The organism is Pseudomonas cremoricolorata, from assembly GCF_000759535.1.
Taxonomy (GTDB): Bacteria; Pseudomonadota; Gammaproteobacteria; order Pseudomonadales; family Pseudomonadaceae; genus Aquipseudomonas; species Aquipseudomonas cremoricolorata_A.
In genome coordinates this window covers 164,567-181,847 of record NZ_CP009455.1, presented here as the reverse complement: position 1 = coordinate 181,847, position 17,281 = coordinate 164,567, and the positions used below count along the sequence as shown (strand labels likewise).

Sequence of the window (17,281 nt, the reverse complement as noted above, 5' to 3'; positions counted from 1 at the left end):
GCCCAAGGAGCATGATCATGACCATTACCCAACTGCACCCCGAAGCACCCGCCGCTGACCTCACCGCGATGCTTGAGGCAACGCGCACTCACCTTCAGCTATGGCAGCGCGGCACGTTGAAATTCGTCCCGAGCCAACAGGAAATCCTTCAGCGGCATGTCACGTTGTTCAGAGGCGCAGGCGATCAGTTGCGCGCTACTGCACAACGATTGGTTGCCGAGCTTTCCACCGATGCCCTGACCGACATACTCGCTGCGCAAGAGGCTACAGAATTCGAGGAGTTGCTCAGCCTCGCTACCGATGAGGCTTCTGCGGTCTTGCGTAGACTCGCTGCACAAATCGACCTGGTGCGACGCGAGCAGCTCGCACTGCTCGCGTTACCGCTGCTCGACCCGAATGACAGCGTGCAGCGCGTCATGAGCCAGCGGGAGCGTAACAGCACCGAGCAAACGGCCTTGCAGGGTGAAATCACGCGCCTGGGCGAAGATTTGAAGGTCGTCGAAGCCTCGATCAATGCGCTCGTGAACAATGGTCTGGAGATCGAGTTCGGCGGTGTGGTGCCGTCGCTTGAAACCCTCAATGCCTTCGCCGCGCCTGGAGGGGAAGCGTTGCTGACCGTTCAGGCAGTGAGCAAGGCCATCGAAGACTTGCGCAACGTGCTGGGCGATATCATCGAGGGTATGCGCTACGGACAGCTCAACGATCAGGCAATGCGTCTGCGCGCGCGTATCGCGACTGACCAGGAACGTCTGCGCGAGATGCGTCGCAGGGATGGGGAATTGGCCGACCAACTGAGTGTGCTTGAGCAGTTTCCTCAGTTGAGCAGTCTGCGAGAAGCAGCGGCCGGCGATCTGGCTCGCGTGTTGCTGGGCTTGCAGCAACTTCACGCAGCGATCGCTGATGTGGCGCTGACAGACCGCGCTGGGGTCGCTGCGCTGGACACCGCGTTCAATCGGTTAAGGACGCTCGAACGGGAGATCGTCACTCAGCTTACCCGCTGACCCTTGAAGAAGCCGCCCAGTGGGCGGCTTCCGGTGTCATGGCAACCGTGCGGGGAGGGGGCGTGTCAACCGAACAAGACCTTCGCCACGTCACTGAAGCGTTTGGCAAAGTGCACGGTCAAGCCTTCGCGCAGGTACTCTGGCAGTTCGTTGTAATCGCCACGGTTGGCTTCGGGCAGGACCAATTCGTAGATCTTCTGCCGCCGCGCAGCGATGACTTTTTCCCGCACCCCGCCAATGGGCAGCACCTGACCGGTCAGTGTCAGCTCGCCGGTCATGGCCACGCCTTTCTTCGGCGCCTGGTCGCGTGCCAGTGACAGCAGTGCGCTGGCCATGGTCACACCGGCACTGGGACCGTCCTTAGGCGTGGCGCCTTCGGGCACATGCAGGTGGATAAAGGCTTCGTTGAAGAAGCTCAAGTCACCGCCGTATTGCGCAAGGTTCGAGCTGACATAGCTGTAGGCAATTTCCGCCGACTCCTTCATCACATCACCCAATTTGCCGGTGAGCTTGAAGCCGCGGTTGAGGGTATGCACACGGGTTGCCTCGATCGGCAACGTGGCGCCACCCATGCTGGTCCAGGCAAGCCCGGTGATGACGCCTTTACCCGACAGCACCTGCTCACTGCGAAACACCGGCGTACCCAGTGCAGGCTCAAGGTCTTTAGGGCCGATCTTGAGTTTCGCCTCGGGGTTTTCCAGCAGCTTGAGCACGGCCTTGCGCACCAGTTTGCCCAATTGCTTTTCCAGCTGACGCACGCCGGCCTCGCGGGCATAGCCCTCGATCACCTGGCGCAGCGCGGTGTCGCTGATGCTCAGGCTGGTCTTGGCCACCCCGGCCTTGGCCAGTTGCTTGGGCCACAAGTGGCGCTTGGCGATGGCGAGTTTTTCTTCGGTGATGTAGCCCGAGAGGCGAATCACTTCCATACGGTCGAGCAGGGGGCCTGGGATCGAGTCGAGGGTATTGGCGGTGCACACGAACAGCACCTTGGACAAATCCAGGCGCAGGTCGAGGTAGTGGTCGAGGAATTCGACGTTCTGCTCCGGGTCGAGGGTTTCCAGCAAGGCCGAGGCCGGATCGCCCTGGTAGCTCTGGCCCATCTTGTCGATCTCGTCGAGCATGATCACCGGGTTCATCACCTCGACATCCTTCAGCGCCTGCACCAGCTTGCCCGGTTGGGCGCCGATATAGGTGCGGCGGTGACCCTTGATTTCCGCCTCGTCGCGCATGCCGCCGAGGCTGAAGCGGTAGAACGGTCGGCCCAGGGACTCGGCGATGGATTTGCCGACGCTGGTCTTGCCCACACCAGGCGGGCCGACCAACAGCACGATCGAGCCGCTGATCTCGCCTTTCCAGGCGCCGACGGCCAGGAATTCGAGAATCCGTTCCTTGATATCGTCCAGCCCGGCATGGTGCTGGTCGAGCACTTTGCGTGCGTGCTTGAGGTCGAGCTTGTCGTCGCCGTACACCCCCCACGGCAGGGCGGTGGCCCAGTCGAGGTAGTTGCGGGTCACGGCGTATTCGGGCGAGCCGGTTTCCAGGATCGCAAGCTTGCCCATTTCCTCGTCGATGCGCTTTTGCGCCTGTTCGGGGACTTTCTTTTCTTGCAGACGCTGCTGGAACTGCTCGAGGTCGGCGCTGCGGTCGTCCTTGCTCAGGCCCAGTTCCTGCTGAATGACCTTGAGCTGTTCCTTGAGGAAGAACTGGCGTTGATGCTCGCCGACCTGGCGATTGACCTCGGCGGAGATCTCGTTCTGCAGGTGCGCGACCTCGACCTCCTTGCGCAGCATCGGCAGGACTTTTTCCATGCGCTTGAGCATCGGCACGCAATCGAGCACTTCCTGCAACTGCACGCCGGTGGCCGAGGTCAGCGCGGCGGCGAAGTCGGTGAGGGGCGAGGGGTCGTTGGGGCTGAAGCGGTTGAGGTAGTTCTTCAGCTCTTCGCTGTACAGCGGGTTGAGCGGCAGCAGTTCCTTGATCGCGTTGATCAGCGCCATGCCGTAGGCCTTGACCTCATCGGTCGGCTCGGAGAGCTGGCGCGGGTACTCGACCTCGACCAGATACGGGGGACGGTGGTGCTTGAGCCAGGTGCGGATGCGTACGCGGGTCAGGCCCTGGGCGACGAACTGCAGCTTGCCATTTTCCTTGCTAGCGTGGTGCACCTTGACCAGCGTGCCGTACTCGGGAAGCGCCTTGGTGTCGAAATGGCGGTGGTCTTCGGCTGGAGTATCCATGAAGAACAGCGCCAGCGAGTGGTGTGGAGTCTTGGCGACCAGGTCGAGGGTCTCGGCCCACGGCTCTTCGTTGACGATGACCGGCAACACCTGGGCGGGGAAGAACGGGCGGTTGTGAATCGGGATGACGTAGACCTTGTCCGGCAGTTGCTGGCCTGGCAGGGCGAGGAAGCGGCCGGCCTCGGCATCGGCCTCGATATGTTCGACTTCGTCGCTTTCGTCGGAATGATCAGGAAGATCCTGCTGGTCGCTCATGGGGCACCTGCGTGATTGGCTATGGTGCTTAGATGGGGCAGCGGGTGAGTGGTTTCAATGGCGAGTGCTGGGCATGGCAAGCGCCGCGGCGCGCAGGGCTGCGCGCCTTGGCAGAGGCGCCCCGCAAGTGGGGCGCGCGGCCTTGAGGCTGGTCTTCAGTCAGCCAGCTTGTAGGCGATGATGTAGTCACCCATCTTGGTGCCCAGCGAGCCATGGCCACCGGCGGTCACCAGCACATATTGCTTGCCGTCTTCACCGGTATAGGTCATCGGCGTGGCCTGACCACCTGCCGGCAGGCGGCCTTTCCACAGCTCCTTGCCGTCGTTGACGTCGTAGGCGCGCAGGTACTGGTCGAGGGTGCCGCTGAGGAAACCAACGCCGCCTGCGGTGACGATCGAGCCGCCCATGCTCGGCACGCCGACCGGCAGACCGATCGGCACCGGGGTGCTGTCACGGGTGGTGCCGTTCTTGTGCTTCCACACCACCTTGTTGGTGAACAGGTCGATGGCCGCCACATAACCCCAGGCCGGCGCCTGGCATGGCAGGCCGATGGGCGAGAGGAACGGGTGCATGGTCACGGCATAGGGCGCGCCGGTGTTGGGCTGCACGCCGCTGGTTTCGCTCATCCGCTTGCTGCCGGCAGCGACCTGCTCACGGGGCACCATCTTCGACACGAAGGCCATGTAGTTGGGCGAGGTGAACAGCAACTGGCGCACCGGATCGACCGACACGCTGCCCCAGTTGAATACCCCGACGTTGCCTGGGTATACCAGCGAACCCTGCTCCGACGGCGGGGTGTACTGACCTTCGTAGCGCAGCTGGCGGAACTGGATGCGGCAGAGCATCTGGTCGAACGGGGTGGCGCCCCACATGGCCTCTTCGGTCAGCTCAGGGCCGAGCAGGTTGAGGTCGGAGCGGGCCTGGGTCGGTGCAGTGTGGTCACCCTTCACTGCGCCTTGCGGCACCGGAATTTCGCGGATCGGCACGATCGGCGTACCGTCGCGGCGGTCCAGCACGTACAGGCTGCCCTGTTTGGTCGGCACGATGACCGCAGGCTTGACGCCGTCGTCGGTCTTCAGGTGCACCAGGGTCGGCTGGCTGCCAACGTCCATGTCCCACAGGTCGTGGTGGGTGAACTGGTAGTTCCAGCGTGGCTTGCCGGTGGCCAGGTCCAGGGCGACCACGCCAGCGCTGTACTTCTCCGCGCCTGGGGTACGGTCGGCGCCCCACTGGTCGGGGGTCTGGTTGCCCAGCGGCAGGTAGATCATGCCCAGTTCTTCATCGACGCTGGCGATCGACCACATGTTCGCCGAGTTGCGCGTGTAGACCTCACCGGCGCCCAGCGGACGGGTGTCTTCGGGCTTGTTGCTGTCCCAGTTCCACACCAGGTGGCCGTCGTGTACGTCGTAGGCACGGATCACCCCGGATGGCTCGTCGACCGACTCGTTGTCGGTGACGTGACCGCCGATGATCACCAGGTCGCGAGTGATGGCGGCGGGCGAGGTGGAGTAGTAGCCGCCAGCCGAGAACGGGCCGATGTTGCGGGTCAGATCAACCACGCCCTGGTTGGCGAAGCCTTCGCAGACTTTGCCGGTGTCGGCGTTGATGGCGATCAGACGGGCATCGGCTGTCGGCAGGTAGAGGCGACGTGGGCAGGCCTGGGCGACCAGTTTGCCGGCTTCGCTGATCTTCGGTGCGGGACTGCCGTCGCGGCTGACGTAGCGGTTTTCGTCATAGTACGAAACGCCACGGCAGGTCATGTGGGCGAAGCCTTTGAAGGTCTTGGTCGGGCTCTTGATCTGCGGATCGTAACGCCAGATCTCTGCACCGGTGTCAGGGTTCAGGGCCAGCAGCTTGCTGTGCGCCGTGCAGGCATAGAGCATGCCATTGACCTTGAGCGGGGTGTTCTGGTTGGTCAGCTCGACCGGGTCATCGTCGCTCGGCAGGTCGCCGGTGCGAATGCGCCAGGCTTCTTCGAGGCGGCCGACGTTCTGCGCAGTGATCTGGCGCAGCGGCGAGTAGCGGTCGCCGTATTCGGTACGGCCATAGGCCTGCCATTCGCCGTCGGGCATGGCCGGGGCGGCACTGGCCATTTCGCTGCTGTCACGGCCCAGTTCGCCGCGGATTTCACCCGGGTGAGTGAATTGGCTGGCGACTGCAGTGGCGCCCGAGGCGATCACCGCAACGGTCAGCAGTGCGGTGTTGGCGCGACTGGCAGAGCCGATCAGCGGGCGACGCGCCCACGGCAGCAGTAACACCACGCCCAGGGCGAACCACAACGACAGGCGCGGTACCAGTTGCCACCAGTCCAGACCGATTTCCAGCAGTGCCCAGACCGTGCTGCCCAGCAGCACCAGGCCGTACAGGCCCAGGCCAAGGCGTCGGCGCGCCAGCAGCAACCCGCCCGACAGGGCGAAGCCGGCGCCTGCGATCAGGTAATACAGCGAGCCGTGCAGCTGGGTCAGGTAGATGCCGCCAGCCAGCAGCGCCAGGCCCATCAACAGCAGCACAATGCCCATCAGGCGGGGCAGCCAGGGGACGCCGGGTTTGGCACCGTCAGTGCTCATGGGGGTGTTCTCCGTAGGTCAGTAGAAATCGAAAGATGATCAAAAGCTGCTCTGAATCTTCACGCCGGCCACCAGCGCGTCGTCGACCTGGCTAACCCCACCTGGATGGCGGATGTACTGCAGGTTGGGACGCACGGTGAGCCAGTTGGCCACGTGCACGCCATAGTTGAGTTCAGCGCTGTATTCGGTGTCCTGAACTGGCAGGAACGCCGGGTCGGCGTAGTCATTGAGCCCCGCAGCCTCGTTGGCCAGACGCGCATTCTTGCGAAACGCCGGGTTGACGTGCACCTGGGCCACGGCGAAGCCGAGGTCGTCCTTGGGCCTTGCGTCGAACGGGCCGCGGTACACCAGGCCCGCCTGCAGGTAGTGGTCGATCACGTTGGTCTTCTTGTCGTGAGCGGTGGCATTGGCGAACAGGCTCAGGCCGCGCGAGGCATCGGAGGCCTTCGCGCTTACCTGCTGCTGCACGCCAAGCCACACACCGTGCTTGCTGGCACGGCTGCGGTAGGCGTTGCCGCTGCTGGCGGCTGGCTGTCCATGGCTGTCGTCGAGGACGTCTTGCGCCCTGGCGTTACTATAGTAGTAGCCGGCGCGGTACTCGCCCTCAAGGCCATTGACCTTGGGCTTCCACACCAGTTCGACGGGGATCAGCGCACCTTGCGTGCCGCTGCCGCTGAGCTTGAAGCCATTGCCGGTTTCCAAGTTCGAGGGGTTCTGCTCGAACGCGCCGACCTGCACGAACAGCTCCGGCGTGAGGTGGTACTTGACCCGCAACGCCCACTGGCTCACCGGCCAGTTGTACCAGATGCCGCCGACCCAGTTGCCCACCTGCGAGCCGCAGAAGGCCAGGTTCTGGAAGTCGCAGGGGAAGCTGTTGAAGTCCTCGCCCTCGCCGAAGCGGCCGACTTTCACGTCCAGCGCGCCCTCGAAATACTTCTGTCGAACCCACATCTGCGTCAGCCGCCAGGTCTGCCCGCGGCCCCAGACTTCCTGGGCCGAGGTGAAGCCGCCGACCCGCGGGTCGTTGATGCGGTCGTTGCTGATATTGCGGCCGCTGCGCTCGGTGATGGTCAACTGGGCATCGGTGTCGGCCCAGCCAGCGATTTTGGCCAGATCGAAATGGCTGCCCAGGGTGAACTGATCGCTGTAGCGGGCGCTGCGGTCGTGGTCGTAGCCACCCTGCAGGTTGGCGCCGACTTCACCGGTGTAGCCGAGGGTGAAGTCGTAGCCTTTTTCGAGTAACTGGCTACGGCTGCCGTTCCAGTCACCGAGCATCCATGGCGATTGGCTATCGAACGCATCGTGCGCTGCGGCACTGGGCGTCAGGGCTGCGAGCATGGGGTAGAGGGTCAGGGCGAGCAGGGTGGGGCGAGGCAGGTTGAGCGAAAGATAGCGCTGTCTTGTCATTGTCGAAGCATGCCGAAGGCCTCGAGGGCGCAAGCGACCTCGATGCGGAATCAAAAAAAGTGAAGCTGAAGCGTTTCAGCGTGGCGCGAAGGATATAGAGGAACGCAACGGAAAAAAAGACAAAATGTCGCAGGGCACTGTTGCCGGGGCGGTAACAGTGCCCTTATTTAACCGCTACCGGACGCGTATTGCACGCGCCCGGCACAGGCTGGGTCAGATCAGAACGAGGTGCGCAGGCCCACCTCGACGCTGCGCCCAGGGGCCGGTGCGACGTCACGCAGGATCGAGCTGGCGTAGCGCACGGTCTGGTCGGTGAGGTTCTCACCGCGAACGAAGGCCAGCCATTGGCTTTCACCGATGTCGAAGCGGTAGCCGACGCTGGCGCCCAAGGTGGTGTAGCCGGCGGTGTGGCTTTCGTTCTCGGGCGTGCGCCGCTGCGCGGCGGCGTGCTGCACATCGACCCGCGCCTGCCAGCGATCCTTCGACCACAACAGCCCGCTGTTCAGGCGCAACGGGGCAATGCGCGGCAGCGGCTGGCCGCTGTCGAGGTTCTTCGCGCGGGTGTAGTCACCGGACAGTTCCAGGGCGAACTGACCATATTGGTTGTCGGCCAGTTGCCAGCGATCCTGGGCCTCGATGCCGTAGAAGCGTGCGCGCACGCCCTGGTACAGGTACTCGGGGATTTCACCGTGCTCGTGGTCATGGTCATCGTCGTGATCGTCATCGCCATGGTCATGCTCATGGCCTTCACGCAGGTTGCCGCTGCCGATCAGGCCGATGTAATTGCGAAAGTGGCTATAGAACACACCCACCGAGCCCTTGTGGGTGCCGTTGTCGAAACGCAGGGCCACGTCGGCGGACAGCGCCTTTTCCTTGTTCAGGCCTGCATCGCCCACCTCATACGCGCCGGTAGCCACATGGGCACCGTCGGCATACAGCTCGTAGAAGGTCGGCGCGCGCTCGGTATAGCCCAGGTTTCCGGCCAGGGCCCACACCGGATCAAGCTGGTACACCGCCCCAGAGGATAGGCTCAGGGCATTGAAGCTGCTGGTGCTGTCGGCCGCGGCGAAGGTGGCGTTGCCTTTGGCGTCGGGGTCGACGCGGGTGTGTTCCAGGCGGCTGCCGAAGCTCAGGTTCAGGCGCTCGGTGGCCTGCCACTGCTCCAGCAGGAACAGCGCCAGGCTGTCGGTATTGGTGTGCGGCACGAAGGCTTCCTCGCCCAACGCGGAGAACTCGTTACGCGATAGATGTGCACCGATGACTCCTTCCAGCGGCCCCAGCGGCTGGTGGCGCGCCTCCACACGGGCTTCATAGCCCTTGTTCTTGAAGGTGGTGTGCACCTCGCCACTTTCGATTTCGCGGTGCTGGTAGTCGGTGTAGCCGGCGTCGAACTTCAGCGAGGTGAACGGGCCTGCCAAGTCGCGCAGTTCCGATGTGAAGGCGTAATGGTCTTGCTGCATGTCCAGGCGCACGCCCGGCTCGGCCACAGAGCCGTAGTTGCTGTCGTAGCGGCTGTACGAAAGCCCCGTGTAGCCGTGCTCCCAGTTGTACGAGCCGCCGATGGCGCCGCCGTCCTGGCGTCCGTCGCTGTTTTCCAGACGGCCTTTGCGGCCCGGATCATCTGCATCGCGCAGGTTGCTGCGCTTGGCATAGCCTGGAATACGCAGATCGTTGAACTGACGGCTGTTGGCATCGAGGTGCAGGGCGAAGGTGCCGTCACCGGCTTCCAGCTTGCCGGCGCTGCTGCGGGTGGTGTCGGCGCCGCCGTAGCGCAACTCCCCGGCGCCATGAATGCCGTCGATGGGTGAGCTGGGGATGCGGTTGTCGAAGGTGTTGACCACTCCACCAATGGCGTTGCCGCCATACAGCAGCGCTGCGGGGCCGCGGACGATTTCGATGCGCTCGACGCTGTTGGGGTCCAGTGGCACGGCGTGGTCATACGACAGCGATGAGGCGTCCAGCGCGCCGACGCCATTGCGCAGGATACGGATGCGGTCGCCGTCCAGGCCGCGGATCACCGGGCGGCTGGCACCGGGTCCGAACCAGGTGGAGGCCACGCCGGGTTGCTTGTTGAGGGTTTCGCCAAGGCTGGAGTGCTGCTGTTGCAGCAGCTCATCGCCTTCCAGGACGGTGCTGGGCGCGGCCAGTTGTGCGCTACCCAGCGGGTTGGCGGTGATCACCTGGGGTTGCAGTTCCAGCGCCTGGCTGGACATCGACGCCAGGCACAGCGCGGCGGCCAGGGGGGAAAGGGTGAACGAAAAACGGAGCATGGCGGGTGACGTTCCTTGGCAGATAATTATTACGTTATAAAGTAACATAATTATTCCAGCACAAAGCCGTCACGGCTGACCAGCACTTTGTCGCCGTTGTCTGCAGTCAGTGGTTGTGAAAGAAACCGCTGGCGCTGTAGGGGGTCAGAATCAACCTGGGCGGCCTTACCGGTGTAAAGTGCGTCCCTTGCTAATTCTGGAGCGCGGCATGAGTACGTCGGAACACAACGCCTTGCATGGCAAGACCCTCGAACAGATCCTCACCGAACTGGTGGCCCACTACCAATGGGCCGGGCTGGCCGAGCGGGTCGAGGTGCGCTGTTTTCAGCGCGACCCGAGCATCAAGTCGAGCCTGACCTTTCTGCGCAAGACCCCTTGGGCGCGGGAAAAAGTCGAGCAGCTGTACGTGAAGATGCAGCGCCGCGGTTGAGCATCCGGCATCCGTGGCTGACGCTGGCGGCATTGCTCGGCTGGACCGGCCTGAGCGTGCAGATCTGGTTGGTGCTGATAGCCCGCTGGCAGGCCGAGGCGAACCTGGTCGGTGGGCTGGTGAGCGTGTTCGGTTACTTCACCGTCCTCAGCAATACCTTGGTGGCGACCGTGCTGAGCCACGCCGCGTGGGGTCGGGAAGGGCCGGCGCGGCGCTGGTTTCTCAGCGCGCCGGTCAGCACCGGCATCGCCGTCAGCATCAGCCTGGTGGCACTGGCCTACAGTCTGCTGCTACGCCACTTGTGGCAGCCCAGCGGTTGGCAGTGGCTGGCCGATGAGTTGCTGCACGATGTGATGCCGGCGCTGTTCGTCCTGTACTGGTGGCGGGTGGTGCCCAAGGGAAGTCTGCGTCTGCACCATCTGGCGGCGTGGAGTCTCTACCCGCTGGGCTATTTTGCTTTCGCACTGTGGCGCGGCTTCGAGATTGGGGTGTATCCCTATCCCTTCATCAACGTGGCCGAACTGGGCTATGGCCGGGTACTGCTCAATGCCCTTGGGTTGCTGCTGGGCTTTTGCCTGGTCGGTGGTCTGTTCATCGCCATCGACCGCTGGCGCGCCAGGCGCCGCGCGTGACGATCAGGCCTCGTCGGCGCTGGCATCAGCGCGCCAATAGGCGGCAGCCTTGAGATGCTGCTCGTTGACGCCTTTGTCCAGCAGCAGCGCCTTGACCTCGCGAGTCAGGCTCTTTTCCAGCGCGACCCAGCTGTACAGACGGCCTGCGGGCAGCTCAAGGGCCTCGATCTGCGCGGCCAGCTCGGCCTCATGGCGCACTACCCAGCGTATCTCGACCTGCGCCTGGCTGGGCAACAGCTGGCGCTCGGCGGCATCTTCGATCTGGATCAGCGCCAGTACCTGACGCCCCGCTGGTAGTTCCTCCAGGCGCCGGGCGATGGCTGGCAGAGCGGTTTCGTCGCCGATCAGCAGGTAGCTGTCGAAGATGTCCGGTACCACCAGTGACGCGCGCGGACCGGCGATGTGCAGGGTCTGGCCGGGAGCTGCCTGGGCGGCCCAGGTCGAGGCAGGGCCATCGCCATGCAGGACGAAGTCGATGTCCAACTCCAGGGCGTCGAGGTCGATGCGCCGCGGTGTGTACTCGCGCAAGGTCGGCTTGACCTCGGCATCGCGGCCCAACTGGCGCGCCTCGATGGCCGCCTGTTGTGCGGCGTCGCTGGCGAACAGCAGCTTGATGTGATCGTCGCTGCCCAGGCTGGTGAAGCCCTCCAGCTCGGCGCCGCCCAAGGTGATGCGGCGCATGCGCGGGGTCAGCTCGGTGACCCTGAGCACGCTCAGGCAGCGCTGACGGAGGGTGTGATTGACGCGATGGACACTGTCGTTCATGAGCGATTCTCCGACGTCGGGTGAGGGCCGGCGGCAATGGCGCTGGCGGCATCGTTGAGCAGGCGAGTGACGCGCTCGATTTCTTCGGCGCTCCAGTGGCCGTTGTGCATGTGCAGGGCATGGCGCAGGTTGCCCACCGCCTGGTGGATCTGTTCCGGACGCTGCTGGCCGGTCAGCGCACGCTTGCTGATGTCCAGGCGCATGCGCAGGTTGTCCAGCGCCACGCGTTGCTCGGCAAGGCTGCTTTGGCCAAGATCGGTGATCAGGTACAGGCGCTTGCTGCCCTGCGCCTGGCCGCGGATCAACTCGGCTTCTTCGAGGAAGTTGAGGGTGGGGTAGATCACCCCGGGGCTTGGGCTGTAGCCGCCGTCGAAGCGCTTTTCGATCTGGCGGATCAGGTCGTAGCCGTGGCCAGGCTGTTCAGCCAGCAGCGACAGCAGCAGCAGTTTCAGGTCGCCCGGAGCGAACATGCGCGGGCCACGGCCGCCACGGCGCTCGAACGGGTCTTGGGCAAGGGGGTTGCGCATGGGCAGGCTCCGCGATGAGAGGTATCGCAAAAGCTTACGCAAGATATATCTTTTATCAAGCAATAAATGCGCATGATTCCCATTTATTGATCGTGCGCTGGTTTGTTCAGGCCTTGAGGGGTGTCTAGGACGCCCCGTTGGCGGCTACCTGCGGTGCCGTGCATTCGGTCGCGCTGCCGGGCTCGAGATACGGCATGAGAATCGGTGCCATGCCCTTGAGCACCTGCACGGGTAAGGCGGAGGTGAATTTGAACGCCTCGGCCGTGCGGCCTGGCACGAAGGCAGTGAGCGTGCCGAAATGGTTGTCACCGAGGAAGAACACGAAGGTGGCGGTGCGGTTCAGCGAGCGTGAGCCGATCAGCCGACCGCCGGCACCGAAGCTTTCGATGCGGTTATCGCCAGTGCCAGTCTTGCCACCCATCACCAGCGGGGTGCCATCGTGCAAGATGAAGCTGCCGGAAATACGCCGCGCAGTACCGGCGTCGACTACCTGCGACATGGCGCCCTTGAGCGCCTGGGCCACTTCCACCGGCAGAATCCGCTTGCCGCGGTCAGGATCGCTGACCAACTGCGTCTCGTACGGGGTGCCTGCGGCCAGGTGCAAGGTGTCGATCCGCAAGGTCGGCAGGCGCACGCCATCGTTCTGGATGATGCCGACCAGCTCGGACAACGCCGCCGGCCGATCACCCGAACTGCCAATGGCCGTGGCCAGCGATGGCACCAGGTGATCGAACGGGTAGCCGACGCGTTTCCAGCGCTGATGGATATCGAGGAAGGCTTCGATCTCGACCATGGTCCGCACCCGGCTGTCGCGCGCGCCCTGGTGGCGGCTCTTGAACAGCCAGCTGTACACCTCCTGGCGCTCGAAGCGACTGGCGTTGATTGCCTCACGCTGGGTGGCGCCGGGATTTTTCAGCAGGTAACCGAGCAACCACAGATCGAGCGGGTGCACCTTGGCGATGTAGCCCTGATCCGGCAGGTCGTACTTGCCCGGCCCGTAGGCGGCGTACATCTCCACCAGGCGACTGTCGCTGAGTTTGGCCAGGGCCGCCGGACTGCCCTGGCTGTGGGCGCGGACGAAGGCGTTGAAGGTTTCCTGACGTGACTCGGGGAACAGGTAGCGGTGCACGGCGGCCAGGCGCTGCGGGGTGACGCGCAGGCTGTCGAGGAAGGTGTCCAGGCGTTGCTGCGAGGTCTTGCGCTGGTATTTCTTCCAGAAGCGCAGGAGGTAATTGGTGCCTTCGCGGTCGGCGAAGCGCGCCAGGTATTCCTGGCGGCGCGGATCGGCGTCGTCCTTGAGCAGCGGTTCACGGTTGTAGGGCTGCTGGTAGGTCACGTAGCGCACGATGTCGCGCATCAGGCGAATGAACGGCAGGTTGATCGATTCGCGCAGGGCGTCCTTGAGCGTCGGGTTGCGGCCATTGTCTTCCTTGCGGAAGTTGTTGAACACGTGCATGCCGCCGCCGGTGAAGAACGACTCCCCGGTGTTGGCCGAGTATTTGCGCTCCAATGCGGCATCGAGCATGGCCGCAAGGTTCTGGTCCTTGGGGTTCTGTAGCAGCCAGTCGAGCGACCAGCGGCTGAGGCGGTCGAGGTCGGCGACCTGCACCTTGCGCAGTTCAGCGGCTGGCTTGCCGGCATATTGCCCGTGCAGCTCGGCGATGATTTCCAGGTAGGTGGTGAGCACCCGCAACTTGGCGGTCGAACCCAGCTCCAGCTTGCTGCCTTCGTTGATGTCGAACGGCTGGTTGGTGCTGTCGGTTTGCACGCGCACCCGTGAGCCGTCGGCGGTGCGTTCGAACAGGGTGAAGCTGTAGCTGACCTGGTCGGTGGTCTTGGGGGTGAGCAAGCGCTCGCCGATCAGGCCGATCTGCGCGGCGAAGGCGGGGTCGGCGAGGTGCTTGAGGTAGTCGCTGACCTGCAACTGCAGGTCGGCCTGCAAGGTACTGGTGGCCGACAGGTCGAGACGATCGAGGTCGTAGAGGGGGCGGTTGAACATCGCCGCCAGGCGGTTGCGCGCCAGGCTGATGCCCTTGTTGGTGACGATCGGCACGATGGTCGGCTGTGCTACCCAGTCGCGGTAGATGGCCTTGCTGGCCAGGGCAGCGTCGGCCAAGGCTGGTTCGATGATGCCGTTGGCAGCCAGCACGCGCACGTGCGAATCGGTCAGCTCGGCCAGCTCGATGCGGCCCTTGGACAAATAATGCGAGGGCCGGCGCTGGGCGATCATCAGCGACAGCACCTGGCGCAGGGCAAGGCCGCGCTCGGCCAACTGCTCGGCATCGCTGGAGGTGCTTTTCAACGCGGCGTTGACCTGATCGAAATCAGCCCCGTACCACACCCGCAAGCCCTCGGCCATGCCGTGCACCTCGCCGTGGCCCGGCACGGCCGACAGCGGCACGCTGTTGAGGTAGTCGCGCACGATGCGCTGGCGCGCCAGCGTGGTATCGGGGCCGCCCTGGTAGGCGCGCACGCTGGCGGAAAACATCTGCCGCAGCTTTTCCGCACCCGAGACGGTCAGCCCATCGGGCGAATGACGGTATTTTTCCAGTTGTGTGGCCAGGGTACTGCCGCCTGCTGACTGACCGGGCAGGGCCAAGTACTTGGCGATCTGGCTGTAGGCCGCCTTGGCGAAGCGTGGCCAGTCTACGGCCGGGTTGTTCTGCGGGTCTCTGGGGTCGAGCAGGCCGCGGTTTTCGATGAACAGCAGGCTGTTGACCATCACCGGCGGGATGTCGCTGAACGCCGGGTAGAGGTGCTGTGGGTATTGGTAGCGGTAAAGGCTGTCGCCGCGACAATCGGTGATGGAAAGGCCTGCCTGGATTTTCTCCACATAGGGGACGAACAGCCCGTGACCGACGTAGTCCATCAGCGCGGGCGAGAAGCGCGTCTGCTCGCTGATGACATAGTCACGCTTGAGCAGGCGCGGGATGAACTCGCCAATGCCGCTGTAGCCCAGGCGTTTGTCGAACGGCCCTTCGCCGGGGTAAATCACCGCGTCGCTGGGACCGGGTTGCAGCGAGTAGGTCAGCGTACTGGCCAGGCGGCTGAAGGTGCGGGCCTGCAAGGCTGAGGTCTGGCTTTCCTGGTAGACGGCGATGCCCAGCGCGATCAGTGCAAGCAGCACCAGAAGGGCCAGCAGCCGCCACCACAGGCGACGGCGGCGGCGGGGTGGTGGCGCTGGGGCAGAGGGCTGCTCGGTATCGGTTGCTTCCATTCGGGGAGGTTCCGTGTGCCACAGTGCGCCCATAGTTCTAAATCCGACCAGGTAGTTTCATCTTGCTGGGCAGAAGCTTAGACGCTGGGTGGGCGATGTGAAAATTTTGTCAAAGGAAGCGGAGACTTACTTGTGACAAACGGTACCGGGCAGAGGTTGCGCGATTATTCCGGCGTAGCGCATTTAATCACTGAGCAGTTGTCAGGAACGATTCCTGATTGATATGTTATATGGTATCAATTATCTCAGGAGTACCCACCATGAAACCTGGCATCCACCCGCAATACCGTACCGTGCTGTTCCACGACACCGCCGCAGACGTGTACTTCCTCATCGGCTCCAGCGTCGACACCGACCGCACCCAGGTGCACAGCGACGGCAACACCTACCCCTACGTGGCCCTCGATGTGTCCAGCGCATCTCACCCGGTGTATACCGGTCAGCAGCGCAAGACCACCGTCGAAGGCCGTGTCGCCGGCTTCAACAAGCGCTTCGCCGGCTTCGCCAGCAAGCCTGCACCGTGACCTGCCGCTTGTCTGAGCACCGTGGGCGTGTAATGCTCGCACGCCCATTCAGGCAGCCCCTTCATGTCCAACATCATTCGCATCGCCGCCGCTCTGCTGGTCGACCCGCAGGGCCGTACCCTGCTGGTGCGCAAACGCGGCACCCAGGCCTTCATGCAGCCTGGTGGCAAGATCGATTCCGGTGAAACCGCGCCCCAGGCCCTTGCTCGCGAGCTGTTCGAAGAGCTTGGCGTGCGCATCGAACCGCAGGCTGCCCAGCACCTGGGCAGCTTCAGCGCTCCGGCAGCCAACGAGCCTGGCTGTCAGGTGCACGCCGAGCTGTTCCAGGTGCTCACCGATCAACCCGTCGCACCTGCCGCCGAGATCGAGCAGGTGTTGTGGCTAAGCGCAGACCAAACCCCAGATGTCGAGCTCGCGCCACTGACGGCCGAGCAGATCCTGCCGCTGTACCGCGAACGCTTCAGCGCACCGCACTGACCCCATCGAGGGTGGCGAACGAGGTGTCCTTGGCGGTCAACAGGAAATCGCGCATGTAGGGCGCGTCGAGCATGTCGGTGCGCACCGCCGCGTACAGCGTGGCGAACAGGCCTTTCTCGCCCAGGCGCTTGCCCTTCACATAGCCGCGCGAGCTGTACTCGTGCAGCGCCCAATGCGGCATGCCGCACACGCCACGGCCGCTGGCGACCAGTTGCATCATCATGACCGTCAGCTCCGAGGTGCGTACCCCCGCCGGTTCGATATCGGCCGGCTCGAGAAAGCGGGTGAAGATGTCCAGCCGGTCGCGTTCCACCGGGTAGGTGATCAGGGTCTGGTCGAGCAGGTCTTGCGGCACGATGTAGGGCTTGCTCGCCAGCGGGTGCTGATTGGCCACTGCCAGCATGGCCTCGTAGGTGAACAGCGGCACGTACGTGATGCCTGCCAGGTCCAGCGGGTCGGAGGTCACGACCAGGTCAAGGTCACCGCGGGCCAGCGCCGGCAAGGGTGCGAAGGCAAACCCCGAGGCCAGGTCGAGTTCCACTTCCGGCCAGGCGTCGCGAAACTGATCGATGGTCGGCATCAGCCACTGAAAGCAACTATGGCACTCGATGGCCATGTGCAGGCGCCCGGCGGTACCGCCGGCCAGACGCGCGATATCGCGCTCGGCACTGCGCAGCAAGGGCAAGGTGGCATCGGCCAGTTGCAGCAGACGCAGGCCGGCGCTGGTAAAGCGCAGCGGCTTGCTCTTGCGCACGAACAGCGGCAGGCCCAGGCGCTCTTCCAGTTCCTTGAACTGATGAGAGAGTGCCGACTGGGTCAGGTGCAGGCGTTCCGCCGCTTCCACCAGACTGTCGGCCTCGCGCAGGGCATGAAGGGTTTTCAGGTGACGGATTTCCAGCACAGCAAACTCCGGGGTCATTCCCACCGATGTGATCAGGGCGATGAGTTTCCCTCATGTTATGGCAGGTGTCGACC

The 17,281-nt window shown here is 63.9% G+C and carries 13 protein-coding genes; 5 read left to right on the top strand and 8 right to left on the bottom strand.

The window, feature by feature from the left end:
* The first annotated feature begins 17 nt into the window (after window positions 1-17).
* Complete coding sequence (locus LK03_RS00850; protein ID WP_038410668.1) at window positions 18-1,001, top strand: alpha-xenorhabdolysin family binary toxin subunit B; 984 nt, start codon at window positions 18-20, stop codon at window positions 999-1,001.
* Between the two features lie 65 nt (window positions 1,002-1,066).
* Here the strand turns inward: LK03_RS00850 and lon are convergent, their stop codons facing one another.
* From lon to LK03_RS00830, 4 genes are all read right to left on the bottom strand, one after another.
* Window positions 1,067-3,490, bottom strand: coding sequence for an endopeptidase La (lon, locus tag LK03_RS00845; protein WP_038410667.1), 2,424 nt, complete (start codon window positions 3,488-3,490; stop codon window positions 1,067-1,069).
* 155 nt (window positions 3,491-3,645) lie between these two features.
* A complete protein-coding gene (locus LK03_RS00840) occupies window positions 3,646-6,057 on the bottom strand; it encodes a glucose/quinate/shikimate family membrane-bound PQQ-dependent dehydrogenase (protein ID WP_038410666.1) in 2,412 nt (803 codons plus the stop codon).
* Window positions 6,058-6,096: 39 nt separating this feature from the next.
* Window positions 6,097-7,395 carry a carbohydrate porin gene (locus LK03_RS00835; protein WP_049870593.1) on the bottom strand — a complete coding sequence of 433 codons (1,299 nt, stop codon included), beginning with the start codon at window positions 7,393-7,395 and terminating at the stop codon, window positions 6,097-6,099.
* A gap of 287 nt (window positions 7,396-7,682) precedes the next feature.
* On the bottom strand, window positions 7,683-9,734 hold the full coding sequence (locus tag LK03_RS00830; RefSeq protein WP_038410664.1) for a TonB-dependent receptor: 2,052 nt from the start codon (window positions 9,732-9,734) through the stop codon (window positions 7,683-7,685).
* A 208-nt stretch (window positions 9,735-9,942) separates the two neighbouring features.
* Here LK03_RS00830 and LK03_RS00825 point away from each other — a divergent pair, with 208 nt between their 5' ends.
* The gene (locus LK03_RS00825) at window positions 9,943-10,164 is read left to right on the top strand and encodes a VF530 family DNA-binding protein (protein ID WP_038410663.1); all 222 of its coding nucleotides are present in this window, start codon (window positions 9,943-9,945) and stop codon (window positions 10,162-10,164) included.
* Window positions 10,161-10,796, top strand: a complete 636-nt coding sequence (locus LK03_RS00820; protein ID WP_430962054.1) for a Pr6Pr family membrane protein — start codon at window positions 10,161-10,163, stop codon at window positions 10,794-10,796. Before LK03_RS00825 ends, LK03_RS00820 begins: the two co-directional genes overlap by 4 nt.
* 3 nt (window positions 10,797-10,799) lie before the next feature.
* On the opposite strand, the gene LK03_RS00815 is transcribed toward LK03_RS00820, so the two are convergent.
* The 3 genes from LK03_RS00815 to LK03_RS00805 all read right to left on the bottom strand — a co-directional run bounded on the left by LK03_RS00815 (window position 10,800) and on the right by LK03_RS00805 (window position 15,338).
* Window positions 10,800-11,561, bottom strand: a complete 762-nt coding sequence (locus LK03_RS00815) for a siderophore-interacting protein (RefSeq protein WP_038410662.1) — start codon at window positions 11,559-11,561, stop codon at window positions 10,800-10,802.
* Complete coding sequence (locus LK03_RS00810) at window positions 11,558-12,088, bottom strand: PadR family transcriptional regulator (protein WP_038410661.1); 531 nt, start codon at window positions 12,086-12,088, stop codon at window positions 11,558-11,560. Before LK03_RS00810 ends, LK03_RS00815 begins: the two co-directional genes overlap by 4 nt.
* A 124-nt stretch (window positions 12,089-12,212) precedes the next feature.
* Window positions 12,213-15,338 carry a transglycosylase domain-containing protein gene (locus LK03_RS00805; protein ID WP_038410660.1) on the bottom strand — a complete coding sequence of 1,042 codons (3,126 nt, stop codon included), beginning with the start codon at window positions 15,336-15,338 and terminating at the stop codon, window positions 12,213-12,215.
* 227 nt (window positions 15,339-15,565) lie between these two features.
* Between LK03_RS00805 and LK03_RS00800 the strand changes: the two genes are divergently transcribed.
* Together LK03_RS00800 and LK03_RS00795 are read left to right on the top strand one after the other, a co-directional pair.
* Window positions 15,566-15,829 (top strand): type B 50S ribosomal protein L31, encoded by a 264-nt coding sequence (locus LK03_RS00800; RefSeq protein WP_038410659.1) that lies wholly within the window; start codon window positions 15,566-15,568, stop codon window positions 15,827-15,829.
* Window positions 15,830-15,892: 63 nt separating this feature from the next.
* Window positions 15,893-16,306: an NUDIX hydrolase gene (locus LK03_RS00795; RefSeq protein WP_038410658.1), complete on the top strand. Its 414-nt coding sequence runs from the start codon at window positions 15,893-15,895 to the stop codon at window positions 16,304-16,306.
* Here LK03_RS00795 and metR read toward each other — a convergent pair.
* Window positions 16,290-17,207, bottom strand: coding sequence for a transcriptional regulator MetR (gene metR, locus LK03_RS00790; protein WP_038414539.1), 918 nt, complete (start codon window positions 17,205-17,207; stop codon window positions 16,290-16,292). The two genes, LK03_RS00795 and metR, sit on opposite strands and share 17 nt — an antisense overlap.
* Between the last annotated feature and the right edge of the window lie 74 nt (window positions 17,208-17,281).

What these genes read in the sequence shown, in the direction of transcription:
- LK03_RS00850 (WP_038410668.1), top strand. Translation starts at nt 18, where the DNA reads ATGACCATTACCCAACTGCACCCCGAAGCACCCGCCGCTGACCTCACC.
- lon (WP_038410667.1), bottom strand. Translation starts at nt 3,490, where the DNA reads ATGAGCGACCAGCAGGATCTTCCTGATCATTCCGACGAAAGCGACGAA.
- LK03_RS00840 (WP_038410666.1), bottom strand. Translation starts at nt 6,057, where the DNA reads ATGAGCACTGACGGTGCCAAACCCGGCGTCCCCTGGCTGCCCCGCCTG.
- LK03_RS00835 (WP_049870593.1), bottom strand. Translation starts at nt 7,395, where the DNA reads ATGCTCGCAGCCCTGACGCCCAGTGCCGCAGCGCACGATGCGTTCGAT.
- LK03_RS00830 (WP_038410664.1), bottom strand. Translation starts at nt 9,734, where the DNA reads ATGCTCCGTTTTTCGTTCACCCTTTCCCCCCTGGCCGCCGCGCTGTGC.
- LK03_RS00825 (WP_038410663.1), top strand. Translation starts at nt 9,943, where the DNA reads ATGAGTACGTCGGAACACAACGCCTTGCATGGCAAGACCCTCGAACAG.
- LK03_RS00815 (WP_038410662.1), bottom strand. Translation starts at nt 11,561, where the DNA reads ATGAACGACAGTGTCCATCGCGTCAATCACACCCTCCGTCAGCGCTGC.
- LK03_RS00810 (WP_038410661.1), bottom strand. Translation starts at nt 12,088, where the DNA reads ATGCGCAACCCCCTTGCCCAAGACCCGTTCGAGCGCCGTGGCGGCCGT.
- LK03_RS00805 (WP_038410660.1), bottom strand. Translation starts at nt 15,338, where the DNA reads ATGGGCGCACTGTGGCACACGGAACCTCCCCGAATGGAAGCAACCGAT.
- LK03_RS00800 (WP_038410659.1), top strand. Translation starts at nt 15,566, where the DNA reads ATGAAACCTGGCATCCACCCGCAATACCGTACCGTGCTGTTCCACGAC.
- LK03_RS00795 (WP_038410658.1), top strand. Translation starts at nt 15,893, where the DNA reads ATGTCCAACATCATTCGCATCGCCGCCGCTCTGCTGGTCGACCCGCAG.